Source organism: Paraburkholderia guartelaensis, from assembly GCF_004353905.1.
GTDB classification, from domain to species: Bacteria; Pseudomonadota; Gammaproteobacteria; order Burkholderiales; family Burkholderiaceae; genus Paraburkholderia; species Paraburkholderia guartelaensis.
On record NZ_SMOD01000038.1, the window covers coordinates 1 to 25,049 of the forward strand.

General features: G+C 59.9%; 22 protein-coding genes, 1 tRNA gene and 2 pseudogenes. 10 read left to right on the forward strand and 15 right to left on the reverse strand.

Annotated elements, in window-relative coordinates; translation table 11 throughout:
* From E1N52_RS33615 to E1N52_RS33645, 7 genes and pseudogenes are all read left to right on the forward strand, one after another.
* Positions 1-138 (forward strand): annotated as a pseudogene (locus E1N52_RS33615) (IS5/IS1182 family transposase); the annotation flags it as partial.
* A gap of 160 nt (positions 139-298) precedes the next feature.
* Positions 299-1,645, forward strand: a pseudogene (locus E1N52_RS33620) (methyl-accepting chemotaxis protein); the annotation flags it as partial.
* Positions 1,646-2,061: 416 nt separating this feature from the next.
* Positions 2,062-2,349 carry a transposase gene (locus E1N52_RS45575; RefSeq protein ID WP_133188003.1) on the forward strand — a complete coding sequence of 96 codons (288 nt, stop codon included), beginning with the start codon at positions 2,062-2,064 and terminating at the stop codon, positions 2,347-2,349.
* A gap of 402 nt (positions 2,350-2,751) precedes the next feature.
* A complete protein-coding gene (locus tag E1N52_RS33630; protein WP_133188005.1) occupies positions 2,752-3,246 on the forward strand; it encodes a hypothetical protein in 495 nt (164 codons plus the stop codon).
* A gap of 1,033 nt (positions 3,247-4,279) precedes the next feature.
* A tRNA-Met gene (locus E1N52_RS33635) sits at positions 4,280-4,356 on the forward strand.
* 194 nt (positions 4,357-4,550) lie between these two features.
* Complete coding sequence (locus E1N52_RS33640) at positions 4,551-4,829, forward strand: hypothetical protein (protein ID WP_133188007.1); 279 nt, start codon at positions 4,551-4,553, stop codon at positions 4,827-4,829.
* Between the two features lie 242 nt (positions 4,830-5,071).
* Complete coding sequence (locus E1N52_RS33645; RefSeq protein WP_133188009.1) at positions 5,072-7,285, forward strand: penicillin-binding protein 1A; 2,214 nt, start codon at positions 5,072-5,074, stop codon at positions 7,283-7,285.
* A gap of 17 nt (positions 7,286-7,302) precedes the next feature.
* Here the strand turns inward: E1N52_RS33645 and E1N52_RS33650 are convergent, their stop codons facing one another.
* Positions 7,303-7,755, reverse strand: coding sequence for a hypothetical protein (locus E1N52_RS33650; RefSeq protein WP_133188011.1), 453 nt, complete (start codon positions 7,753-7,755; stop codon positions 7,303-7,305).
* 491 nt (positions 7,756-8,246) lie between these two features.
* On the opposite strand from E1N52_RS33650, the gene E1N52_RS45580 reads away from it, so the two are divergent.
* A complete protein-coding gene (locus E1N52_RS45580; protein ID WP_165979501.1) occupies positions 8,247-8,387 on the forward strand; it encodes a hypothetical protein in 141 nt (46 codons plus the stop codon).
* Between the two features lie 406 nt (positions 8,388-8,793).
* On the opposite strand, the gene E1N52_RS33655 is transcribed toward E1N52_RS45580, so the two are convergent.
* From E1N52_RS33655 to E1N52_RS33695, 9 genes are all read right to left on the reverse strand, one after another.
* Complete coding sequence (locus tag E1N52_RS33655) at positions 8,794-9,843, reverse strand: PDDEXK nuclease domain-containing protein (RefSeq protein WP_133188115.1); 1,050 nt, start codon at positions 9,841-9,843, stop codon at positions 8,794-8,796.
* A gap of 341 nt (positions 9,844-10,184) precedes the next feature.
* Entirely contained in the window at positions 10,185-11,093 is a 909-nt protein-coding gene (locus E1N52_RS33660; RefSeq protein WP_133188013.1) for a LysR family transcriptional regulator, read from the reverse strand.
* Positions 11,094-11,212: 119 nt separating this feature from the next.
* The gene (gene iolG / locus E1N52_RS33665; protein ID WP_133188015.1) at positions 11,213-12,205 is read right to left on the reverse strand and encodes an inositol 2-dehydrogenase; all 993 of its coding nucleotides are present in this window, start codon (positions 12,203-12,205) and stop codon (positions 11,213-11,215) included.
* A 55-nt stretch (positions 12,206-12,260) separates the two neighbouring features.
* On the reverse strand, positions 12,261-12,554 hold the full coding sequence (locus tag E1N52_RS33670) for a hypothetical protein (protein ID WP_133188017.1): 294 nt from the start codon (positions 12,552-12,554) through the stop codon (positions 12,261-12,263).
* Positions 12,555-12,645: 91 nt separating this feature from the next.
* Positions 12,646-13,452: an SDR family NAD(P)-dependent oxidoreductase gene (locus tag E1N52_RS33675; RefSeq protein WP_246089322.1), complete on the reverse strand. Its 807-nt coding sequence runs from the start codon at positions 13,450-13,452 to the stop codon at positions 12,646-12,648.
* 119 nt (positions 13,453-13,571) lie between these two features.
* Positions 13,572-13,856: a YciI family protein gene (locus E1N52_RS33680; protein WP_133188019.1), complete on the reverse strand. Its 285-nt coding sequence runs from the start codon at positions 13,854-13,856 to the stop codon at positions 13,572-13,574.
* A gap of 83 nt (positions 13,857-13,939) precedes the next feature.
* Entirely contained in the window at positions 13,940-15,004 is a 1,065-nt protein-coding gene (locus E1N52_RS33685; RefSeq protein WP_133188021.1) for a maleylacetate reductase, read from the reverse strand.
* Positions 14,991-15,341, reverse strand: a complete 351-nt coding sequence (locus E1N52_RS33690; RefSeq protein WP_133188023.1) for a Dabb family protein — start codon at positions 15,339-15,341, stop codon at positions 14,991-14,993. The genes E1N52_RS33685 and E1N52_RS33690 overlap by 14 nt, the downstream gene beginning before the upstream one ends.
* Entirely contained in the window at positions 15,338-16,219 is an 882-nt protein-coding gene (locus E1N52_RS33695; RefSeq protein WP_133188025.1) for an intradiol ring-cleavage dioxygenase, read from the reverse strand. Before E1N52_RS33695 ends, E1N52_RS33690 begins: the two co-directional genes overlap by 4 nt.
* Positions 16,220-16,526: 307 nt before the next feature.
* On the opposite strand from E1N52_RS33695, the gene E1N52_RS33700 reads away from it, so the two are divergent.
* A complete protein-coding gene (locus E1N52_RS33700) occupies positions 16,527-17,450 on the forward strand; it encodes a LysR family transcriptional regulator (RefSeq protein ID WP_133188027.1) in 924 nt (307 codons plus the stop codon).
* A 124-nt stretch (positions 17,451-17,574) separates the two neighbouring features.
* Here the strand turns inward: E1N52_RS33700 and E1N52_RS33705 are convergent, their stop codons facing one another.
* The 5 genes from E1N52_RS33705 to E1N52_RS33725 form a co-directional block, all read right to left on the reverse strand.
* On the reverse strand, positions 17,575-18,561 hold the full coding sequence (locus tag E1N52_RS33705) for an ABC transporter permease (protein ID WP_133188029.1): 987 nt from the start codon (positions 18,559-18,561) through the stop codon (positions 17,575-17,577).
* Positions 18,562-18,573: 12 nt separating this feature from the next.
* Entirely contained in the window at positions 18,574-19,584 is a 1,011-nt protein-coding gene (locus E1N52_RS33710; protein WP_133188031.1) for an ABC transporter permease, read from the reverse strand.
* A complete protein-coding gene (locus E1N52_RS33715; protein ID WP_133188033.1) occupies positions 19,577-21,160 on the reverse strand; it encodes a sugar ABC transporter ATP-binding protein in 1,584 nt (527 codons plus the stop codon). The genes E1N52_RS33710 and E1N52_RS33715 overlap by 8 nt, the downstream gene beginning before the upstream one ends.
* 486 nt (positions 21,161-21,646) lie before the next feature.
* Entirely contained in the window at positions 21,647-22,768 is a 1,122-nt protein-coding gene (locus E1N52_RS33720) for a Gfo/Idh/MocA family protein (RefSeq protein ID WP_133188035.1), read from the reverse strand.
* Between the two features lie 93 nt (positions 22,769-22,861).
* The gene (locus E1N52_RS33725) at positions 22,862-23,827 is read right to left on the reverse strand and encodes a sugar ABC transporter substrate-binding protein (RefSeq protein ID WP_133188037.1); all 966 of its coding nucleotides are present in this window, start codon (positions 23,825-23,827) and stop codon (positions 22,862-22,864) included.
* A gap of 232 nt (positions 23,828-24,059) precedes the next feature.
* Here E1N52_RS33725 and E1N52_RS33730 point away from each other — a divergent pair, with 232 nt between their 5' ends.
* Positions 24,060-25,019 carry a sugar phosphate isomerase/epimerase family protein gene (locus E1N52_RS33730; RefSeq protein WP_246089323.1) on the forward strand — a complete coding sequence of 320 codons (960 nt, stop codon included), beginning with the start codon at positions 24,060-24,062 and terminating at the stop codon, positions 25,017-25,019.
* Positions 25,020-25,049 lie beyond the last annotated feature (30 nt).

Consider the following 25,049-nt stretch of genomic DNA (forward strand, 5'->3'; position numbering starts at 1 on the left):
TTCGGCTGGGCCAAGACCGTGGGGCGCATGCGCCAGGTGATGGTGCGTGGCTTGAAGAAGGTGGACCAGATGTTCGTGTTGAATATGGCGGCCTACAACCTTGTGCGCATGCGATCGCTGGCACAGGTGCGTCCATAGTGGCGGGAAAGCGGCAATGAGGCCAAAAAAGTAGCCTCAAACCGCCGAAACAACGTTGAATTCGCGTTGAGATTGCGCAATCTGAAAAATTTTGCGGCAGGAGCCGCGTAAGCGGAACAAGGCCGTCTCCGTTGGGCTGTATTTCAGCGGCCTGTTAGGGATCCCGGTGATACGCGACGGCGTGGTGAAGGCAGTGCTGAATGGCAATATCGCATTGGACAGTGTGGTTGAGAACGTGAAGTCGATTCATCCGACTCCAGCAAGTTTTGGCATGCTGATCGACCACAGCGGCCGCGTTATTGCGTACCCGGATCCGAAGCTTCGCCTCAAGCCGGTCACCGACATCGCACCCGATTTCGCTGGGGTTGCCACGGCGTCAGCTGGTTCGGGGAACGCGGCGATGAAGCTCGAGGTCGATGGAAAAATAAAGTTGGTACGCGCACAGGAGGTGCCGGGTACGGACTGGGACGTCGTGGTAGCCCTCGACGAGTCGGAGGCGACCGCAGGGATGCGTTCACTATTGAGCGCATCACTGGTGTCTCTCATCATTATTGTCGGCATCGCTTCGGTGATAGGGGTCGCTATTACGACGACCGCGTTCCGCCGCCTTGGCCACGTCTCTCAGGCAATGAACGCGATCGGCTCGGGCACAGGCGACTTGACGCACCGCCTGCCCGACGAGGGCAGGGACGAAGTGGCCAACATCGCGCGGTCGTTCAACAAGTTCGTCGCGAAACTTCAAGGCGTGATGGTAGAGATCCGTGGTGCGAGCGAATTGGTGCGTGCCGCCGCGCATGAACTTGCTGCGGCGAGCCAAGACCTGTCGTCTCGCACCGAGTCAGCAGCGGCGAGCTTGCAGCAGACGGCCGCCTCGATGGACCAGATCTCGGGGACAGTCGATCAATCGGCGGAAGCCGCCCGAGAGGCCGACGAGCGATCGGGTATCGCGACGCAAATGGCTTCGCGGGGTGGCGAGATCGTATCCGATGCGGTGGGTACGATGGGCGAGATCGAAGACGCTTCCGGCCGGATCGGTGCGATCATTAGCGTGATCGACGGCATAGCGTTCCAGACCAACATTCTCGCGCTGAATGCTGCTGTTGAAGCCGCGCGGGCGGGGGAGCAAGGTCGCGGCTTCGCCGTCGTCGCACACGAGGTTCGTAGCCTGGCACAGCGCAGCGCGCAGGCGGCGCGCGAAGTGAAGCAACTTGTGGAGGCGACGGTTTCACGCGTTGCGGCCGGATCGGCCCAGGTGCGTCAAGCGGGCGAGACGATGAGCAAGATTGTCGCCAATGCCGTTGATGTTCAATCGGTCATTTCGGGCATCGCCCGTGCAGCGACTGAGCAGACGCGCGGGATCCAGGAGGTCAACCTGGCAGTCATGCAACTCGATTCAATGGTGCAGCAGAATGCGGCGCTAGTCGAAGAATCGGCAGCTGCATCGGCAGCCCTGCAGACGCAGGCGCATGCACTGGCTTCCGCCATCGGAAGGTTCAAGGTCGATTGAACATCCTGTCGCTGTATCGGGAGCAGGGGCAGGATGCGCTGTCGCCCATCCGACACCAGGTTGCGACCTCACCAAACCGCTCATCCATCGCGTTAGTCTCCCTGCCAAGTGCCCCGACGAGAACTGAGGGCGCAGCTCGCTGCCTGGAATTTCCAGCAGCGGTTCAGAACGGACAGCGGTTACAGGCTGGCGATTCTGAGTTGCGGGCAAAGTGACGGTAGATGGTGTGCTCCTCAGTGATGTGGGCTACGTTTGCGTGAGCTCGCGCCCTGCGAATCCGCGAGCTTTTGGCCCGGCACTGCCGGGCCTCTTTTTTTGAGTGATTTCGGCCAACGAATTTGACTGTATGCGAAACAGCGTCGAGTCCGCACGGAAGGTTGGCGATGTACTCTGGGTCCTATCCAGGAGATAAGCTGATGCTGCAGTATCCTGTTACAGATGAACAATGGCTTCTCGTGGGCCATTTGATTCAACCGCAAGGACGCCGTGGGTGGGGGCGGCCTGCGCGTGATCCTCGCGTGATTTTGAACGCAATTCTATGGATTGCGATCAAGGGAGAAAGATGGCATCGTCTCCCACCGATTTTTGGGCCGCCGCAGACGGCGTACATCAAGTGGTTACAATGGAGACGCGACGGGACTATGGATAAAGTTCTCGAGATTCTCTCTGCGGGCAATGATTCTGGGACATTTCAGTCAAGCTAGTTACATGATGTGCGACGCCGCGTCGCCGTGCAGGCTTGCGGATCTTGGGCGTGGTCTTGCTGACAACCCAGCGTTTTCGGACGAACCGTGCGAACCTCGTAGGGGAGTCGTTTCGCGCCATAGCGGAACGTAGCACCAGGAGCGCGTTCTTTTCTTCGCCGCTGATGCGTAACGGAGTTCAAGCAGCGCTGTTCTGGCGACGTATTCGAAGCTCACTGGGGAGCACGCAGACTGAGAAATCGACGCCACTCACGAATCGCGACCCAATACCAGTTGAACCGCTGCAGGCAATGGAGGTCGGCCGTGTTTGTCAGGCGGCCGAACGCACCGAATGCCTCGGAAGCTTGTTCTGATCTGGGACCTGGGATACTTAGAATGCCTTTGGCAGATATCTAACATAACATGGCATTACGCGTTCGAAAGACCCCGAAAAATCTCACCTGCCGGCTTTCCAATGCGGCGCTTATCGATCTGTCGCTTCGCAATCATCTAAGCCTTTTGGCTCTCGATTCCGACTTCGGTACTGCATTTCATTTAGGGACGATTATTCGAACGATGTTTGCGTCATTCTTTTTGTTTGACGCGGGCTTCGGCGATGGCGACGCGTCTGTCTATACCGACGCTGACCAAATCCTTGGCGAACTCGCAATGAACCGAAGCATCGACTGTCGATTCGCCCTCGGACCTCATGCATTCCAGGCGACCGCGCGCCTGCTTAAACATTACGATAGCCAGCTCTGGGCCGCACCACTTGGCGAATTGATCGCGGCACATCAACGCTCGGAGTGCAATTTTCAGGAATCCCCTGAAAGGAGACTAGATATCCCCGCGCTTATTCAGCAGTCCACGAGAATTCGACAGGAAAGTGATCGGAGAAGCTACCTGTCTCCACCATGACCATTGCGGTGAGATGTATGAGTGACGCGTCAAACAGCCCCGCAGAATCCATCTAGTATTCGACTGCGCTTGCCGGCTGCGCGTCTACTTATATCCTTCTGCCGCTGCCGCAGACGTCGGTTTGCATAATTTTGTTCCCGCCGCGGCGCCGACAGCTGAGGGTGCCAGCCGTCAACGGGAACAAATTTACGTCAAGAAATTTTGCATAAATTTGTTCCTTCGACGGACGATTGAAGCAATTTTGTGGGTTTTCCGACGCGTCAGCGACGATTCCCCGCTTGAATTCCGCCAAAAGCGCTCTATCGTTTATTGCCATCTGCCGTGAGTGTTCACCGCTCACGAGTCGGGGGAGTGCCTATGGGTCATGGCAAAGTTGATGACGGCTTCAACTGCTCCCGCCGGACAGTAGGCGGCCAGCTCGTCGACACGACACAATGGGCGACCACCTTGTGAAGGCGCACTGGAAGGGGAGCGACGCACGCTCTATCTTCCAAGAAAGCCGGCTGTCTCGCTTTATCTTGCCGGGGCGCCGAGTGGAACGATCAAGCAACTGACCTCGTTCGGCGCAAAAGAGCAGAACGCACCGGACAGCTCACGCGTGGTCGCCCTATGGACCGGGAACAAAATTATGCAAAAAGTGAGAACAAATTTGTGCAAACCAACGGCACCTGCACGGCGGTTTAACTTCTTTTTTGCGATTTTACATAAAAACAATTATCGTGGTTGGATTAGGAATCCTATTTATTTGGGTGCCGAAATAAAGTGCAATACATCGCCGTTGGAGCGCGCGCTTTTCCCGAAGGACTATCGGAAAAATCGTGTTGGCTGACATTCGGAGAGCGGCAAGCGCCCATTCGATGATACCGATGCGTTCCTGACTCAGGAGCAAGCAATGGAAAACAAGGTATTGGCAAGACAAGGTGCGGCTCTCCATCACAGGCGACGCGCGCTACAGTGGAAAGCGCGTTGCACGAGGTCCGCTTCGACCTGACTGCACATTGACGCACCGCATTCGAGCGAGTACACTCCGCGCCGCGGGGTGGAGCAGTCTGGCAGCTCGTCGGGCTCATAACCCGAAGGTCGTAGGTTCAAATCCTACCCCCGCAACCAAAGCCCAGTAAGGCTTTGCGCGATTTCAGAAGTTTTGGGGTAGTGTCTTTTTTCCCGATTTTGGGCAACAAGTGGGCAGACCCCACGCGAATCCGGCAAGAATCCGTCGTACCAATGAACCCGCCTTCGAGTGGGTTTTTTGTTGCCCAGCGAAATCCGATCCGAACACGCGTTGAAATTTGGGGGACCATTCCATGAAGAAACAAGCACTCGCACAGTTGGCACTCGCTGTCGGTGCAATCGGCCTGGCCAGCGCGGCACACGCGACTGACGTCAACGTAGGCATCAACGTGGGCACCCCTGTCGTGATCGCGCCGCAGCCTCCTGCCGCCATCGTCGTTACGCCGGGTTGGCATGGCGACCGCTATTGGGATGGCCGCCGCTACTGGGACCGCGACGACTGGGAAAAGCACCATCATCATGACAAGGGTTGGCACTGCCCACCCGGACACGCCAAGAAAGGCGAGTGCTGATCGGGCTCCCCGTCCCGTGACGCGCTCAGCATGAAGGAACTCGACAACGTGTGTGGATTGCCGGGTTCCATTCCGCGCGACATTCTTTCCGCGCCGCCTATGCCTCGCTTCGGGCGCGGCGGCGCCGCAGACTCGAAACAAGTGTAATGATCTGTTAGCGGCAGGCATCAAGCCCGGTTTTGCCGCGAGAAACGCGCCTGCGCTTTGGTACGATCCGGCCTTTCGTCCATTGCGCAGCCATCGTGAATCACCCGTATGCGTCGCTATTTCGTGAACTCTGCGCACGCTGGGTGAGTCGTGCCCGCTCGCTTGCCGCCAACGCCGGCGCGAAGGCACGCCGCCTTGTCCGCGCGGCGCTGCACGGCGTTCGTCACCCGACACGTCGCGGCATCGCACTGGCGGTCGCTGCAGTACCACTGTTTTCGCTGGCCTACACGCTGGCGCTTGTTCCGTTCACACCTCGACTTGGTGATATCCGCAAGGCCCGGGTCGATCGTCCCGCGCTGATCCTTTCCGCCGATGGCAATCTGCTCGCCGAGTTCAAGCCGGTCAATCGCGAGTGGGTCACGCTCAACCAGATTTCGCCGCACGTGATGGACGCCCTGATTGCGACCGAGGATCACCGGTTCTACGAGCATCACGGGATTGACCTCCAGCGCGTTGCGGCGGCCGCGCTCCATACGTTCACTGGCAGTCGTCAGGGTGGCTCCACCATCACCCAGCAGCTCGCGCGCAACCTGTATCCGGATGAAATCGGCCGCGCACCAACGTTGACGCGCAAGCTCAAGGAAGCGATCACTGCGCTCAAGATCGAGTCCGTGTACAGCAAGGACCAGATCCTGGAGACGTACCTGAACACGGTGCCCTTTCTGTACAACGCATACGGTGTGGAGATGGCCGCGCGTACGTACTTCGGTAAGCCAGCCGCGGATCTCGATGTCCTCGAGAGTGCGACGCTCGTTGGCATGCTCAAGGCGAACAGCGCCTACAACCCGGTGCTCAATCCCGAGCGCGCGCTGGAGCGCCGCAACACGGTGCTCGCGCAGATGGTGAAGTTCGGCAAGCTCAGCCCGCGCGCGTATGCCTGGCTGAAACGTCAGCCGATCGACGTCAATTTCGAGCCCCAGTCCGAGCAGGTTGGCGCGGCTCCCCACTTCGCCGCCCAGTTGCGAAGGTGGCTGACTGCATGGGCGGATCGCAACGGCTACAACATCTATTCCGACGGGCTCGTCGTGCGAACGACCATCGATTCCCGGCTTCAGGCAATGGCAGCACAGGCCGTTGCCTGGCAGACCAGCCAGCTGCAGTCGATCGCCAACGGCGCATGGAACGAGCGAACGGGTTGCTGGCCGGGTAACGCGCTGTTCCAGTCGTTCATCAGGCAGACGGCGGAGTACCGCACAGCGCGCGACACGGGCCTGCCGGATCAGACAGCCATCAGGAAACTTGCGACGGACGCTTCGTTTGTTGATGGCCTTTGTCATGGCAAGACACAGGTCGAGGCCGGATTCGTGGCCATGGATCCGCGCAACGGGGACATCAAGGCCTGGGTCGGCAGCCGCGATTTTCACGACGAACCTTTTGATCACGTGCAGCAGGCACGACGGCAGCCCGGTTCCACGTTCAAGGCCTTCGTCTATGGCGCCGCGTTCGCGGATGGTGCACAGCCGGGTGACACGATCGTCGATCGCAACGTCGCGATCCCGTTGAAAGGCACTGCGGTATGGAAGCCGACCGATCCCGAGCCGCCGACCGGCCGGCCGATGTCGCTGCGTGACGCCCTTGCCTTTTCACGTAACCGCGTGACTGCGCAGCTCATGCAGCGTGAGGGGCCTGCCAAGGTCGCCGCACTCGCGCGTGCGATGGGCGTGCGCGAGAGCCCACTGGATCCGGTGCCGTCGCTCGCGCTGGGCACGAGCCCGGTCACGCTCAGGGAGATGGTCTCGGCATACTGCACGATCGCCAACCGCGGCGCCTATGTCGAGCCGCGCATGGTGACACGCATCGAGGATCGCAATGGCAACGTGCTCGCCGACTTCCCGGCCGCGCGGATGGAGCAGGCACTTCCGGCCGCGGCCGCGCTGAAGCTGGTCGACGTGATGCGCGACGTCGTCAACCGCGGCACCGGTAGCGACATCCGGACACGTTTCGGGATTCACGTCGACGTGGCTGGCAAGACGGGAACAACGCAGGACGGCACGGATAGCTGGTTCATCCTGATCCACCCCCAACTGGTTGCAGGCGCATGGGTGGGATTCGACGACGCACGCGTGACGTTACGCAACGACTACTGGGGCGAAGGTGCGCACAGCGCCTTGCCGGTGGTGGGTGCTTTCTATGACATGGCGCTGCGCGCGCGAGTCATCGATGCGCACGCCCAGCTTGCGCCGGCGACCAATCCGTCGCACTCAGGCCATGCGCGAGCGCATCATCATTTTCTCTTCTGGAGATTCTGAGGCTCTTGTATCGCACTCTACCGACCGAGTAGCTGAAACAGCATGAGGCGTAAAAGCCCAACAGTAGCAAGCCCGCACATTAGGCAGAAGATCAAGGCTACGGCGAAGAGAGGGCCCATATCAAACGGTTCGACCCCAAGTTTCTTACACGACGCCTCGTAACTTCGGGCGATACGTCTAGCCTCGACGATGCTAAAGCAGAAAAAGATTGCGAATCCACCATTAACGAGGGCCGGGAAGGCCAACCCAATACTGATTAAGGGATTGGTATTATTCGAGAGAACATATGATGCGATGGCGCCCGTGATGGCCATCAAGAAAACGCAGGCCTTCACTGACACTTCCAAATAGAACTTGTACAGTTCTATATCCTTATCTATTTTCCAACGCAACCTTTCCTCTACATCATCTGTCTTCGTATCATCCGGCTGTGTCCTCGCGTTGTCTTTCTGTATATCATCGTCTGCCATGGTGCGCCTCATTTCGGTCATGCAAAAAGCGACGTATCGTATTGCACCACGAGCGAGTCAGTCGATCTACCGTCAGTTCGAGCAAAGAAATCCCCTCAGCTTTGACTTGCCGGTGGAACTTTCCAGTGCGAGCGGTTGGACCGAACTCGCCCCGCCTCGGGATGATTCAATACATTGAAATATGGGCCATCTGGTGGGCCCTGCACGCAGTGGTCTCCTTGCACCTCTCACAGTTGGAGGATAGAACGTAAAAAGGTGGAATGCGGAATCATGAGGTTCCCTTTGAACGCGGATGCTCGTCATCAACGAACGCATAAGAGCTCGCTGCATCGATGTTCTCCAATATTTTTCGCGGTGCGCAGCACGCCGCCTCTCGCTCTGTCCCGCCGTGCCGAACGCCAACATAGCTGGTGTGCAGATCTACGATCTCCAGCATCGCTGCGGGCGAGCAGTTGAATTACGCGAGCACGAGCGCAGAAGGCATGGGCGTCATGAGCGTCGCCAAGGTCGGCGGCGAACGGCGCATCCAGAGCCTGGACGCGTTCTATCCGGCTGCTGGCCGCGGCACTGGCGTGGCCAGGATGCTTGGCATCGACGTTCAGGTGTGTCGTCGGTTCGCTTCTCTTTGCTGAACTCACGCGCCGCCACTTTGGATTCGCCGACGTATTCTCGACCATCGTTATCTCAGGTGTAGTCTCGCGCATTGCGCTACTAACCAAACTATTCGTCATGCCGCGCACGATATCGATGTCGAAAAACGTCGATCGGATTGGACACTTAGCGCGTATCGCCGGCGAGCTCGAAGGGCATCGCTGCTTCGAGTCCCGCAAGATTGGCACTCCGTTCGTCGATGGTCACAGTCTTTACGATGGGTGCGCCTAACCGGAAACCTGCACAAAAATCAAAGGCACACCTGGCCGTGACCAGAGCGCAGCATGTCCTCGATATCTCGGAGTTGCGCGACGAGCTGCTGCGGCTTTTCAGTCTCCGGCGCTAGCACCTGCTGGTGAAAGCGGTGTGGGCGTTGCTCGACGATGTTTACGCATTGCCGTCCGGCAGGTCGGGACGCAGTTCGGCCTCGATCTGATCGATGGTCGGCAGCCCGGTCTCCAGCGAGGCTGGCACCTCGCGCATCAGCTGGTACTCAGCCACACCCATTGGCTTGGCCACGCTACGCAGCGCATATTCCGCCACGAGCCGGTTCTTTTCCTTGCACAGCAGCAGGCCAATGGTCGGCTGGTCCTCGGGCGCCTTAACCTGTGCATCGATTGCGGACAGGTAGAAGTTCAGCTGGCCCGCGTATTCGGGCTTGAACGGCGTCGTTTTCAGTTCGACGACGACATAGCAGCGCAGCTTCAGATGGTAGAAAAGCAGATCGATGAAAAATTCATCGCCACCGACCTCCAACCGGTACTGGCGCCCCACGAACGCGAACCCGGCGCCCAGTTCAAGCAGGAAGCGGGTGATGTGCTGGGTGAGCGCGCGCTCGATGTCGCGCTCCTGGGCGTTCTCGGTCAAGCCAAGGAAGTCGAAGATGTAGGGATCCTTGAGCGCGTCGCGCGCGAGATCGGATTGCGGTGGCGGCAAGCGCTCCGCAAAGTTGGTGACCGCATTGCCTGCGCGCGCGTGCGCGGCCGTCTCGATCTGCATGATCAGCACGCTGCGCGACCAGCCGTGCTCGAGCGACTTTTCCGCGTACCAGAGCCGCTGCGGGGCGTCCTCCAGCTTGTCGAGGAGTGTCACGACGTGCGACCACGGTAATTGTGCAACGGGCTGTTGCACAAATTCCGGCTGCGGGAAGGCTTGCGCCAACGCCCGCATGTACTTGAGATTGCGCGGCGAGAATCCACGCATGTCGGGAAAGGCTGCCTTGAGATCACGCGCCAGCTGCTCGACAACGCCGGCGCCCCAGCCTTGTTGCTGCTGTCTGTCGAGAATGTCGCGGCCGATCTGCCAGTAGAGGCTGACCAGCTCCCGGTTCGCGCTGGCCACGGCGCGCTGTCGCGCCCGTTCGACGCGCTGCTTGAGCTCGGCGAACCAGTGACGATAGTCCTCAGCCCACGCGGGCGTGCCCAGATCTTTGCTCATGCGCTTTTGGTCGTCGGGCACCGGTTATCGCGCCCGGAAAGGAAATTATCCTTGGGGGACCGGCAGTCGACAAGCGGAGCCGGCGGGGAGTCCCCGGGATTATAGCATCGCACCCCGTTAAAAAATGCGATAAATTGCGTTATGTTAAATGCGATACACCATTCTTAAAAGCGAGTGTCTCGGCTCCCATTTTGGCGGTCGATGCGATCTCAGACAGCCTGGCCCCACCAGTTTCATCAATGCAGTAGTTGGAAGTCCGCGGCCGCACCGTGCCGTCCACCGCTTTGAATATCGTCGTCTCCTGAATCTCGTCGCGAACTTACCGACGCGAAAACGACTGATCAGTCGAGCGCCCCTTCTGCGGCCAGCGCAACCAACGTATCAACAACGTGCCGGACTTTTGGCCGGAGATGCGCCACCTTCGGCCATACAACGTGCACGTCGATGAGATCTTTCGACACCTTGTCGAGCACCGATACGAGTGTTCCGCCCTTCAAGCCCGGTCGGAGCAGCGACATCGGCATCTGGCAGATTCCGAGTCCGGACAACGCGGCGTCGATAATGGTGTCGCCGTCACTTATCTGATGAGTGGGAGGCGGAGAGATGCGCCGCGATTCCCCATCTGTGTTGACGCGCCATGAAAGCGGCTGCCCTCTGCGATACCCCACAATGCACGAATGGTTCTGCAGATCATCGACCGTCTTCGGAGTGCCCTTCCGTTTGAGATACTCTGGCGCTGCCGCGATGACCATTCGCTGGCTCGTCAAACGGCGCGCGACGAGGCCACTTGAACTTTGCAGTTCTCCAAATCGCACTACGAGGTCGACGCCCTCCTCGATCGGGTCGATGATGTGGTCGGAGAAGGTCATCGTGAACTGGAGGTCGGGGTGCTCCCGGCCGATCTTGAGAAGGATCGGAACCAGCACACGTCGACCGAACGCCGCAGGCATATCAATGCGCAGGCGGCCCACCGGTCGTTGCTGTCCTGGCCCGAGGGCGGCTTCGGCCGCCGAAATTTCGTCCAGCGCCGCGGAGCACGCCGCAAAGTAAGCCTCGCCATCGGCGGTCAACGCGATGCTTCGCGTCGTCCGGTGAAAAAGCTTGGCGCCGAGGCGCTCCTCCAGCTTCGCAATGGACTTGCCGACGGCTGACTTGGTCAGCCCGAGCTGGTCCGCAGCGTCGGTAAAGCTGCGCGATCTGGCGGCAGCTACGAAAATCGCAACGCCGCTGAAGGTTTCCGGTTGCGCCATGAAATCGCCCTAAATGGAGAGGTACCGTCTCCATTTAGGGCACAGATCGGGCGGTTGTCAACTTTTTCTCAACGGATGACGCGGACGCCGGCTTTGCCGGGCGCCCGCAGTCTCGATCTTCAGATCCGGACTGCGCGGCCGCTCTGCGCAGCCTCGAGCGCACAATTGGCGATGTGAAGCGCCCTGATGCCGTCGCGTGGAGTCGCGGGCATTGCGGTGCCGCTCTGCAATGCGTCGATGAAGGCGTCGAGCTCAACACGATACGAATCCGCGTGCCGCTCCAGAAAGAAGTTGAGCAGCGGATCGCGCGCCTCGGTGGCGCCTGTGGTCCAGCGACGCAGACTCGACGGGCGATGGTTCTCGTTCAGAACCATGCCCTTCGAACCGAACACCTCCACGCGCTGATCGAAGCCGTAGACGGCCTGTCTCGAGCCATTGATATGACATTGTTTTCCGGATGCCGTACGCAACAGCACCATCACGCTATCAAAGTCTGGAATCTCGTCCAGGCCCGGATCAACCAGACGGTTACCCATCGCCATCACCTCGACAGGGTCCTCGCCCAACAGCCACCGGGCAGTATCGAAGTCGTGGATGGTCATATCGCGAAAGATCCCACCAGAGTGGCGAAGATATTCGCGCGGCGCGAGGCCGGGGTCGCGGCTCGTGATGACGACCTGACGAACGTCACCCACCTCGCCGTCACGTATCGCCTTTTTCAGGGCCATCGCGTCAGGATCGAAGCGCCTGTTGAAAGCGAGCATCACCTTGCCCTGCAGTCGCTCGATCTCCTCCACCGCAGCGAGCGCCCGATCGATATCGAGATCGATCGGTTTCTCGCAGAGAACGGGTTTTCCGAGCCGTACAGCGCGCAGGGTGAGGTCAATATGGGTGTCAGTCGGCGTGCCGATGATGACCGCGTCAACGTCTTCGCGATCGACCGCCGCCCCACAGTCGAGGCTGAAATCACAGCCGAGCGAACTCGCCAGCTCTGCAACCGCAGCCTCGTTGGGATCGGCAACAACGACGAGTTCAAGACGACGGTCAGCGGCCACGTTTGCAGCGTGGATTTTTCCGATGCGGCCCGCACCAAGGACAGCAATTCGCAACATACAAGTCTCCTGTGTCCAACCACGCGCCTGTGCGACGCGCTATTTATTGCAAACTTCAATTTTCAGAGGTAGCAACAGTCGTTCGGCGCGACGGCGAACCTGCACACTTAGGTTGCAGCAACCTCTGAACGTAGGGATGCTCTGGCCTGTTCGGGCCATCCGGTGCAAACTCCCGGCTCAACCGAAGGATATCCACGACACCATATTCCGAGATATCCGGCCCTTGCTCTGCGCGCGCCGCTGCGATTTCGATCGCCAGGCGATGGGCGTAGCTGCGCTCCCTTAGCAGCATGGCAAGCGCCTCCGCGAGAATGCTGCGGTCCTGGGTAGACATTGACGAACCAGACATATCTTCTCCTGCTACCTTTCGGTTACCCTCATAGGGCGCGGGAACGCACGCCAAGACCGTACCAGCTCCGCGGCTGCGCGCGCCCCCGTCCTCAGATGAGGCTTCGAATGCTGCCGCCATCGACGCCCCACACTGCTGACGTTACAAACGAAGCGAGGTCTGAGGCCAGGAATACGATTACGTTCGCCACCTCTTCAGGCGTACCGAGACGGTTCAACGGGAGCTGGCGCAGGGAGAGTTCATGCTCCACGGCTTCACGCGGCGCCATGCCGTGGAACTTGCCCATCGTGTCCGCGAAGCCACCTTCCTTGGTCCAGAACGGCGTCCATACGGGTCCGGGGGCGACCGCATTGACACGGATCCGGGGCGCCTCCGCGCGCGCCAGCCCCTTGGTCAGAGCAAGCACCGCCGCTTTTGACGCCGAATAGTCGATGGGAACCGGCTCCGGCTGTCGAGCCAGGTCCGATGCGTTATTGATGATCACGGCTTTCTCCCGCGAGCGAAGTGCAGGAAGCAGATGGCGGCATGCACGCACGTAACTCATGAAATTGAGGTTCAGGGTGAAATCCCAGTCCTCGTCCGAGAGTTCCTCGAATGTCCGCACCTTGCCCGCGCCAACATTGTTCACAAGCACGTCGACCTGCCCGCTATACGGCCGTAGCGCCGCATCAATTCCTTCCTGAACGCCGTTGGCCATCGAGAGGTCGGCCTGAGCGATGCTCACGTTGCTTCCCATCGCACGGATTTCCGCCTGGACCTCCTCGAGTGCGCCGCCATCGATATCCACCAGACACAGTCGTGCGCCCTCCTTCGCGAAAGCAACTGCCGTTGAGCGGCCGATGCCCTTCGCAGCGCCAGTTACCAAGACGATCTTTCCATCAAGACCCGTTTGCATCATTGTCTCCTTTCCTATTTATAAGTAATCCTTCAGATTCGAGAAACTCTGGCATCGTTTTGATCCATGCCACCACGCGGCGACCTACGCACACCAGGCCGCCGTCATCCCTCAAGGCATGGCTAACGGTTATCCACGCGCTTGATGAATGGCCGAATATCGATCGACTTCCAGATCTTCGCCTTGTTGAACGGATCGTCCTTGACGAATGCCTCGATGTCAGCGATCTCCTCTGCCTCATAGAGGAAGAAGCTACCGATCATCGTCGTTCCGTCCGCTTTGGTCAGCGGGCCGGAGATCAAGGTCTTCACCGGTGAAGTCTGCAGGTAGGCTTTGTGGGCGTCGTAGTGTTCGAGCCGGCGCTCGACGACGCCGTCGTGGTCAAGACAATAGACAGTGAAATGCATACTGCACCTCCAGAGATCCAAACAGCCGATGTGCTCATGCGCGACATCAATGCTGGCGCGGGCTGATGCTGGCCTGTGCCACCCTAGTGCGGGCTAACGCCGTCAAACGCATCCCGCAGCAAGGCGTGGATCGCTTCACGTTCGATCGGCCGCGGATTCCAGTACGGATTCGAGCTGGCGATTTCCGCTGCCTTTTCCACGTCCTCGGCCTTCATCCCGATATCCTTCAGCGCGACCGGCGCGCCGTTGGCCTTCGCCAGTTCGTAGACGCCGACTGCTGCATCGTCGGCTCCGATGGCACGCGCAATGCGGGTCATCGCGTCAGGCGCAGCCTGCCTGTTGTATGCAAGCGCGTGCGGCAACACGATGGTATGGGTTTGCGCGTGTGGGAGATTGAAGCTCCCGCCCAGCGTGTGACATAGCTTGTGATGTAGCGCCATTCCTACGCTACCCAGTGTCGTCCCGCACAGCCACGCGCCATACAGTGCCTGCGAACGGGCATCGATGTCCGTGGAATTCGCAACGATGCCTGGCAGCGCACGCGCCAGCGATGCGATGCCCTCTTCCGCCATCAGGCTTATCACCGGGTTCGCATCGCGCGAGTAGAGCGCCTCTGCAGCATGTGCGATGGCGTTGATGCCGCTCGTCACGGAGAGTCCAACGGGCAATGTCACCGTGAGGTCGGGATCGTAGATCACCGTTTTCGGAAGCACCCTGACGTCCGTTCCGGTCTTCTTCAGGCCGCCTTCGGTAATGCCATAGATCGCCGTCATCTCGCTACCGGCGTAGGTCGTGGGAATCGCCAGGATAGGAAGACCGGAATCCATCGCGATCGCCTTGCCGAGGCCGACCGTAGAGCCTCCGCCAACGGCGATCGCGCAATCCGCGTTCAGTTCCCGGGCCAACGCACGTGCTTCGCGAGCGAGTTCAATCGGCACATGCATCACAGCCTTATCGAAAACGGCTGCCGTGCGGGCACCCAGCCTTGCGGCGACCATTTCGGCAGTCTCCCGCTGCTCCGGCGTGCAGAGAACGAGTGCACGTTCCGCGCCGAGTTCCAGGACTTCACGCTCGAGGTGCTGCAAGCTACCCGCGCCGAAAACTACACGGCCCGGTCGTGCCTGATAGATAAATTCAAGCTTTTGCATGTGCGGGCTCCGCCTCCATCGTACGCATCGCGGCAGCATCAAATTCATAGTCGACCTGGAACCGTGCTGTCCGCACGTCGCCGAGTTCCGCCCGGACACGCAGATGCTCAGGATGAGACGCATACGCGTCCAACGCCTCGCGGGACTCAAACTCCGTCACGAGAACGGCGTCGCATGCGTAATCGACCCCGCTTGAGTCGATGCCGACCTCAAGATGACTCATTCCCGGAATTCGACCGCGCAGCCCTTCGAAACTTGTCTTCACAAGCTCCGACGTTGTCGCACGCTCAGCCTCCGTTTCACCGCGTACTCGCCACATAACGATATGCCGGATCATGCGATTGCCTCCGATGGATTGAGGATGAAATCGTAGTCGAGCGTGTACCACGGTACCTCGAATACCTTGCCGTCCGGTGCGATCCCGGGCTCGTGACGAACCCAGTCTGCAATCAGGGACGAGCGCACACCGAAGACCACGTCGGAATCGAGATACTGGTCGCCATCCCGGAACACGTGAGTGATCAGGGTCTCGTAGCCGGGCGCCTGAAGCATGAAATGCAGGTGGGCGGGGCGCCAGGGGTGGCGTCCGGTCGCGGCGAGCATCCGGCCGACCGGCCCATCGTGGGGAATCGGATAAGCTTCAGCGAGGATCGACCGAAAATGGAAATGCCCCTCCGCATCGGTCTGCAACCGCCCGCGAGCACGATGCTCTGTGGGCCCGTCGCCACTGTGCGTCTGGACGTCGTAAAAGCCGTCTTCGTCCGACTGCCATACATCAAGCCACGCATTCGGCACAACCTCTCCATCCGCGCCTCGTACTTGTCCTTTCACGTAGCATGGCGCGCCATGTGCGCCATTCGAGATGTCGTCGCCGTTCCTGTAGAGCGGCGCCCCCTCAAGGAAAAACGGCCCGAACACCGTTGCCTCGGTGCAATTGGCCGGCTTGCTGTTGTTCTGAGCCGTCACCAGCATGGACAGACCAAGCGTATCGGAAAGCAGGATGAATTCCTGGCGCCTGTCGTCGGTGATGTGACCGACCTCCGTCAGAAATGAAATAGCCTTGAACCACTCGGCCTCGGTCAGTTTCACCTCTCTCGCAAAAGCGTGAAGGTGCTGTACGAGGCTGGTCATGATGGTTCGCAGGCGAGCGTCTTCGCACTTGGCGAAGGATTCGATCACGGCAAGCGTGATGGTGTCTTCGTTGATATTGCGCATTTCAATTGTCTCCGGTGTGCGCTCTTGCAAGCGTCTTCCCGACAAAGTTAAAGCTTCGTTGCCGGAAATAAAATGCGCTCCGGCGAAATGACATTTCCTGGCGCCGGAAAAATGCCCTGCGTCGCTTCCACAGGTGGCAGCACTTCGCGTGACCCGTTGGCCCTTTTTCAGCAGGACTGTCGACCGCAGGTTGACAATCTGGCGACCTGCAGTGTGTTTATCCACCTCTGAAACTGGGTGATAGTGCGTCTGAACACGCTGAAAAAATCAGCCTTGATTGTTCCAGCACTATCAGATCGAGGAGACGATGGACCGCCTGACCCAGATTCAGTTGTTCGTGCTTACTGCGGACCTTGGCAGCTTGTCCAGGGCCGCTGAGCAACTCGATATGTCTAACGCTGCCGCGAGTCGCACGCTGAGTCTGCTCGAAGAGCAACTCGGCACGCGTCTGATTGAACGCACGACGCGAAGAATGTGGCTCACCGACGCCGGCCGGGAATATCACCGGCGATGCGGGCTGGTGCTTTCCGAGCTGGCAGAGGCGGACTCGATCGCCGCCGATGAGAGCGTAAGTCCCCGAGGGGTACTTCGTGTCACGAGCTCCGTGTCGTTTGCGATGATGCATCTGGCGCCGGCGCTGCCTGACTTCCTGGAGCGCTACCCCAATCTGTCGGTCCAGTTGACTGCAGCGAACCAGTACCACAACTTCATCGAGGCTGGTATCGACATTGCCATCCGCACCAAGGAACACGAGGGAGATTCTGGAATCACTGTTCGACGGCTTGCCGAAACCCGACGTGTGCTCGCCGCGTCGCCTGACTATCTCTCGACGCACGGTCGGCCGCAAACTCCCCAGGACCTGGGGCAACACCGGATGCTGATCTACAACCTGTCGGTTGACCCGCATCAGCTCCATCTGCGCCGGGGGGAGGACGAATGCACCGTATCCATCTCGAGCGCGCTCGATTCGAACGAAGGGCAGGTCATCGTGGCTGCCGGGCGCGCGGGTCTGGGCATCGTCATCCAGCCGATGTACATCATTCACGACGACATCGTCGCAGGACGACTCGTCCCCGTCCTGGAAGACTGGCAACTGCCAAAGCTCACGATCAATCTTGCCTACCAGAGCCGCCGATACCAGCCGGCAAAGATCCGGGTCTTCAGCGAATTTCTTGTCGAGCGCGTCAGGTCGCAGCAACTCGAGAAGCGCTGGATGACGTTCGCCCCCTAAACCAGCAGTATCCGCACCATACCTTGGATTCGCAGACTCTCTGACGCGCAAGTCGCTTCCACACCAGAATGCCGACGTACGTTGCAGCACGCCGGCATTCTCACAACCGCCGGTTCGCACTCCGTCAGGCGCTCGCGCCTTTCGCGGAGCGGGCCCGGGCTAGGCGTGCCAACGGATTGGCCAGCACGCTGCCCAGACGGCCGTCGAGCAGCACGACCATCAGAAGAAGCAGACCATTGACCAGCAGGATCTGGGTCGAGGTCGCATTGAGCAGGCCGAGACCGTTGTTGAGCACCGTGAGGATCAACACGCCGACTGCGACGCCGAGCGGCGAACCGATTCCCCCCTCAAGGGCGACGCCGCCCACAATCGCCGCCGAAGCCGCCTGGAGCAGGATATTGCTGCCCATCGTTGCAGACGCGGTGGCGAGGCTGAGCGACAGCAGACCTCCACCGAGCGCAGAAAGGCTGCCAGAGATTGCGAAGCCTACGGTCAGTGCTGCACCGACGCGCGCACCGCTCTGGACGGCAGCCTTCCGGTGTCCACCCGCTGCGTAGATGTCCCGCCCGAGCGTGGTGTATCGCAAGAACAGCGATACGACCACGTAACAGAAGATGGTAATCAGGCTACGCGGGGAGAAGATGCCAAAGATGTTCTGATCCAGGAAGTCGCTCACATCGAGATTTGCCCAGCTCAGGACGCGCCCGCCCGCTATCCAGTAACCGACACCCGTGAGGAACATCATCGAGCCGACGGTTGTGACAAGCGACGAGACACCAAGCCAGGGCAAAAGCGCCGCGTTCGCGATACCCACCACGATCCCGAAACAGACGGCATAGACCAGGCCAAGCACCGCACTATCGCCGCCAAACTTCACGGTGATCAGGCCCGCGACGGTCGCAAGCGCCGCCACACTGAGGTCGAACTCACCGGCGACCATCGTCACCGACAAGCCCAGCGCTACGATGCCGAGGAAGGCGAACGCCTGGAAAATCGCGTACAGGTTGGCCGCTGAGAAAAAGTGATCGACGGTCAGGCCGAAGTACACGGGCATGCCGATTAGCAGGACCGAACGAATCACAAGATTCAGAAGACGTTGAGATTGATTCATTTCGCTCTCCGCTTATTTTTTGCTGGGCCCGAGACGGGCGAGCAATGCACCGAACACGACCGCCCCCAGCACCACCATGCCTTTGACGACCAATTGATACTCGTAGCTCACGCCGCTCACGAGCAGGATGTTACTGATCACGGCGAGGAAGATGGCGCCGGTAACCGCGTCCGAGATCTGGCCGCGTCCGCCCCGGATCGAGATGCCACCGACCAGAACTGCGGCGATTGCGTTGAAGTCGAGGTCGACTCCGTATGTGAGATTGCCTTGCGCCGACGACGATGCGATGAGCGACCCGGCAAGCGCCGCCGCCGCACCGGCAAATCCGTAGCAGAACAGGGTGGCCGCCATCAGGCGCAGACCCGCGATGCGAGCAACCTCCGAACGCATGCCAATGAGCCTGATCTCCCGTCCGATACGCGTCTTCTGGAGTATGAAACTCCCGATGATCACGAAAACGGCGAGCACGATGATCTGGGTCGGCAACCAGCCAAAGAGCTTGCCTTGACCAAGCCAGGTTGCATCGCCATTTCCGATGACGGTAAGGCCGCCGGTATAGAGCACGCCCGCGCCGAGAATGATGGAAGAGGTTGCGATCGTCGTGATGATCGGATTGGCCCGGCCCAGCGCGATGATGGCGCCCTGCACAATGCCTATCGCCAGGCCAGCAAGCACGACTGCGAGAACGGTTACGCCTAGCCCGAGGTGGATCAATGCAGCGAACATTACCGTTGAAACCGCAGCCGTCGCGCCCATCGAGAGCATGAACAGATTGCCGCTCAGTGTGACGAGTGCCATCCCGACTGCACCGACTCCGACTGCGGCAACCGAGTACATCAGCGACTGGACGTTGCCGAATTCGGTGAAGTGAGGAACGACGCCCGCTGCAACGATGATCAGCAATAGCGTTGCAACGCGGATAGAACCCGCATGAATACTCGTGCTGCCGAACAGTGCCGAAGCCCAGCGCCTATAGAATGTAGGAGAAGCCTGCATAGAGGGTTCAAGAGCGGTTTTATGCATGGCCAGCCTCCACGCGTTGAGTTCTGAACGAAGCGTGGCCACCCGCCGCTTCGCCCCCACCTGCGACGATGTCATGCAGGACCGTATCGCCATCGATTTCGTGTCGCGGCTTGCGACGCACCATCTGGCCTCGGAAAATCGTCACCACCGTATCCGCGAGTTCGAGGATTTCCTCAAGGTCGGTCGAGTAGAAAACCACGGCCAGGCCGTCGTCCGCCATCTTCCGCAGGGTCGAATAGATTTCGCTGCGTGCCCCGATATCCACACCGCGCGTCGGCTCGTTCAGCAGCAGGAGCTTCGGCGCGAGCGCCGCCGCCTTGGCGAGCGAAACCTTCTGCTGGTTTCCGCCGCTCAGGGTGGAAACCTCGTGCGGCAGTCGCTTCGCGTCTATCGCAAACATCCCGGCGAGACGCCTCGCTTCCGCAGCCTCAGCTGCGCGCTGCATGACGCCGGCGCGGCTGAATTTCGACATCACCGATGCAGTGATGTTGATACCGATCGGAGCGTCAAGAAACACGCCCTTGTCGGCCCGGTCCTCGGCCACGTAACCGACACCGCAACGAAGCGCGCTTCGCACGCTGTCGATCTTTGCGACCTCACCGTCGAGCCTCACAGACCTGGAGATGTCGCCACGCAGTCCGGCAAGCGCCTCGACTACCGTCTCGGCTCCCGATCCAAGCTGCCCGACGACCGCCACGATCTCGCCAGGCGCGACATCGACGCTGAGGGCTTTCAGCTTGTCGTCAACGCTCAGATTCGTGACAGACAGGCGCGGCTGCAGGGATGCGCGTCCTTCAGTGGCCTTGACCGGATGACGTACGAGCTCCCGGCCAATCATCGCCTTCACTACCTCGCCGGTGGTCATGTCTGCGGTCTTGCTCGTGATGACGTGCTGGCCGTTCCGGAAAACCGTGATCCGGTCGGTCAGGGCAAAGACCTCATCGAGTCGATGGCTGACGAAAATCATCGCCGTCCCCTGGTCCCGCAGACGTCGTGCAACATCAAATACGCGCACAATTTCGGCGTCCGACAGCGTGGCAGTCGGTTCGTCGAGCAGCAGGACCTTCGCCTGGCGAGACATGCCGCGCGCAATCTCGACCAGCTGGCACTCAGCGAGACTCAGTCGCGATGCCGGACTGTCCAGCTTGACATGGGAAAGGCCAACCGAATCGAGGTGCGCTCGGACCGTGTCACGGTAGCGGCCCCGCAGGTAAATCTCGCGCTGGTCCGCACCGCCCAGGAGGATGTTATCGAGCACCGAGAGCGTGGGAACAATCGCGAGCTCCTGGTGGACAATCGAGATCAGCTTGGGGTCGGTGCGATGGCCGAGCTTGAGCGGCTGACCATCCACGGTAATCGAGCCATCGTCCGGCTCGACAAGTCCGCCGAGGATCTTGATGAACGTGCTCTTGCCTGCGCCGTTCTCGCCACAAAGGGCGTGGATTTCGCCGGGCGCGAGTTCGAGGCTCACGCCGGTCAGTGCCTTCACGCCGCCGTAGTGCTTCGTGAGGTTCAGGGCGCTGAGCAAGCTCGGCGTTTCAACGGCAGCACCGCCGCTGGTCGGGTCTTGTAGCATTGTCTTCCTCCAATGGAGGATCGGTCTGTCGCCTCGCCGATCCACCTGTCGTCCTGCATCCACCGTATTGCGTCGCGACACCATGTACCGCCAACTACTCCCGGATCGGCACCGCCTTCAGAACGGGGCGGTCGCGCGTAAGGTCCGAAAGAGACTGCTGATCCCGATGTCGACGGGCCGGGCACAACGGGCGCGTGCGGTCCATCAGGAGGTGCGGAACCACAGGGAGAAATGCCGGTGGGATGCGTTGCGCCCAGGTTCGGGCGTGACGTTGTCTCCGTGTTGTGGACCGCTGCCGCGGTTTCGCTGTTGTTGTCCAAAAGGTTATTTCGTCGCCCCCAAAAGAAAAATGCCGGGCGGAAAAATGATATTTCCTCCCTGCGGAAATATCGGCATCGTTCTTGTGAACGCATTTCGGGCCAAAAAAAGCGGCCCCGGCGAAGGCTCTCGCCAGAGGCCGCTTAAGCGCTGGAGAACTCCTTTCCGTCAGATCGCGATCGAACGCCCTTCGACGGATGACTGGATGGCGCTGTCTACGACCCGCTGGATCTCCCACGCCTCCTTGAAGTCGGGAAACGCCCGCCCCCCTCGATCAATCGCATCGAGGAATCCGGCCATCTCAATGGTCTTGAGATCGTTGAATCCGATCTGGTGGCCGCCTGCGACCGTAAAATTGGCATACGGCGGGTGTGCAGGCCCCGCTTCGATACGGGTAAATCCGGAGGTGCGCGGGTCGTCACCGCCGCGGTAATAGTGCAGTTCGTTGAAACGCTCCTGGGAGAATACGAGCGCGCCCCTCGTTCCATAGACTTCGAACTCGAGCTGCATCTTGCGCCCCGTCGCGGCCCAGTTTGCTTCGAGCGTGCCTGAGCAGCCTCGCGCAAACGTGACCATCAGCCGGGCAATATCGTCGACCTTGACCGTCCGCCGCTCGCGCGCGCCCGGTGCGACCGGCCGTGTCTTGTTGACGGTCTCGAGCCGCGCGGTCACCTCCTCGATCGGCCCGAGAAGGAAGCGGGACAGCCCGATGATGTGGTTGCCGATCTCCGCGAGCGCACCGGCGCCGTTTTCCGGATCCACTCGCCAGCCGTAGGGAATTTCGGGGTCTGCCATGTAGTCTTCGGCGTGCACCCCACGAAAGCTTGTAATTTCACCGAGCTCGCCATCCGCGATCATTTGGCGCGCGAGAGCCAGCATCGGATTCTTGATGTAGTTGTACCCAACCTGCGTCACCGTTCCTGCCGCCGCGGCGGCCTCGGCCATCGCCAGTGCGTCGGTTGCCGAAGGGGCGATAGGCTTTTCGCAGTGCACGTGCTTGCCAGCTGCAATTGCCGCAAGCGCCATCTCGCGATGCAGGCTGCACGGCGTCGTGATGGAGATCACCTTGATTGCGTCGTCTGTGAGCAGTGATTTCCAGTCCGTCGTTGCCCGCTCGAACCCGAACTGCTGCTGGGCTTGTCGTGCACCCGCCTCATTGACGTCAGCCACCGCGACAAGGCGCGGCCGCACCGACTCCGGGAAGGCGTTCGGAACAGCACGGTAGGCGAGCGCATGCGCCTTTCCCATGAAGCCTGTTCCGATCACGCCGACACCAATCTCTCGTCTCATCCAAACCTCCAAATATCGATCGCGGCACGTCGTGCCGCGATCGTCGAAATAACTAGAGCGCGAGGCAGAATTGACTACTGCCTCAACCGTCGATCACTTCTGCTGGGAATAGCAGACGTTCACGTCGGCCTTTGTCGCGATCGGGTTCGGCAGATACTGGAGCGCCTGCGGGGTACCGCCGGTAGCCAGCATCTTTGCTGCCTTGGCGGCGTACGCGCCGTCGTCGAAAGGAGACTGCTCGACATCGGCGTATGCCTTGCCGGCGTTAATCAGGTCGACGCCTGACTGGTCGCAGCCGTGGCCGACGAGCACAAGCTTGGAGGGATCGAGGCCAAGCCGTTCGGCTGCGGTAACGGTGCCTCGCAGCTGTGCGTCGTTTTCGGTGTAAACGCCCTTCACATCCTTGTATTGGGTGAACAGTGCCGAAGCGGCCGCGCTCGCCTTGACGGCGTCCCAGTCGCCCGGAAGAGCGCCCACGACCTGGATTCCCGGTGCATCTTTCTTGAGTTGGTCGACGAACCCCTGGTAGCGCTGGAGCTGCGGCGGCGTGCCCATCGGCCCATTGATGACGATCACCTTGCCGCTCGCACCATAGCCCTTATCCTTGAAGCCCTGGATCATGGCCTTGGCGGCAGCCTGACCGTTGCTGATATCGTTCGGCCCGGTGAACACCTTCCAGTACCGGGAGTACTTCTGATCCGGCATCGAATTGGAAATCACGAGCGGAATCTTCGCCTGGTCGATTTTGCGAATCGACGGGACCATCGCGCTTGAGTCGACCGGGACGAGCACGATGACGTCCGGCTTTTGTGCGAGGGCTTGCTCGACCTGCGTGGCCTGTTCGTTCGCGTCGTAGTTCGTGACCTTCACATCGAGGTTGATGCCCTGAGCCTGTGCCTCTTTCTTGAAGCCCTTGATGTAGAGCGCCCAGTATTCGACGCTCTGGGTCGGCATGAGCAATGTCACGTGCGGTTGGCTTGCTGCGCTCGCGACAGTGCTCAACGACGTCAACAGCGTTGCGAGGGCGACGCCAGCGAGGATGCGATTGCGGATGATCATGAGTTGTCTCCTTTTGGACCACACCCAAAATTGAGTGTTTGGTTTCTGATGTTTTCGAGGCAACAGTAAGGGGCGCAGGCGGAAAGAAAAATGCGGTCCGACGAAAAGTTATTTTCTTGCAGCGGAAAAATGTGCTGCAGGCGCGTCGATGAGACGCGCGGAGGCGAACAATCGGATTCGAGGCTGCCTATCTCACAGCCACCAGCCTTTGTAGAGCAAATCTCTACATTCAGTGGAATGCAGATGTGTTTATCCGCCCGGGTTTCTACGCGATAGTGGTATTCATGGTGACCGGTTCCATCTCGTCACCCACCTGTTCACTATCGAGAGAGTCGAAATGTCAAAATCCAATATTGAGCTCGTCGCAGCCTATTTCACGCTGTCGGGCGACGTTTATCCGTTTGGTCCGACCGAGATCAGCCCGTTCAGCTTCAGGCATCGGGTTGAGGCTGCTGCCAAGGCCGGATGGTCAGGCATCGGGCTCATTCATTCCGACATTTACGCGACCGCCGACAAGATCGGCTTTGCCGAGATGCGACACATCCTCGAAGCCAACGGCATCAAGCATGTCGAGTTCGAGTTCCTCGTCGACTGGTACCAGACCGGCGAACGTCGCCGTACGTCCGACAGCATGCGCTACTACTACCTGAAGGCCGCCGAAGAACTGCGCGCGCGCATCGTCAAGGTAGGACCCGGCATCGGGGAAGAAACCGCAAATGTCCCGCTCATGGTGGAAGAATTCGGCAAGCTGGCCGAAGACGCGGAGAAGCGCGGCACGCAAGTGATGCTCGAAATCATGCCGTTCAGCAACGTTCGGACGATCGAGACCGGCAGGGCGATCGTCGAAGGCGCCAACAAGGCGAATGCTGGACTCCTGCTCGACATCTGGCATCTCTCGCGCGGCAACATCGATTTCAAGGAGATCGCCACGATCAAGCCCGAGTTCATTAAGGGCATTGAGCTCGACGATGCGGACCGCTACGCGATCGAGCCCCTGTGGATGGACACCTGCCATAAACGTCGTCTCCCCGGCGAAGGCGTTCTCGATGTAAAGAGCTTCATCAAAGCCGTTCAGGCAACCGGCTTTGATGGTCCCTGGGGCGTCGAGATACTCTCCGAAGTCGAACGCAAGCTTCCGCTGGAAAAGATGGCGACGCGCGCGTACAACGCAACGATTCAGCAGTTTGAGTAATAACCGCAATCCGGGGCCGTCGATCACCCC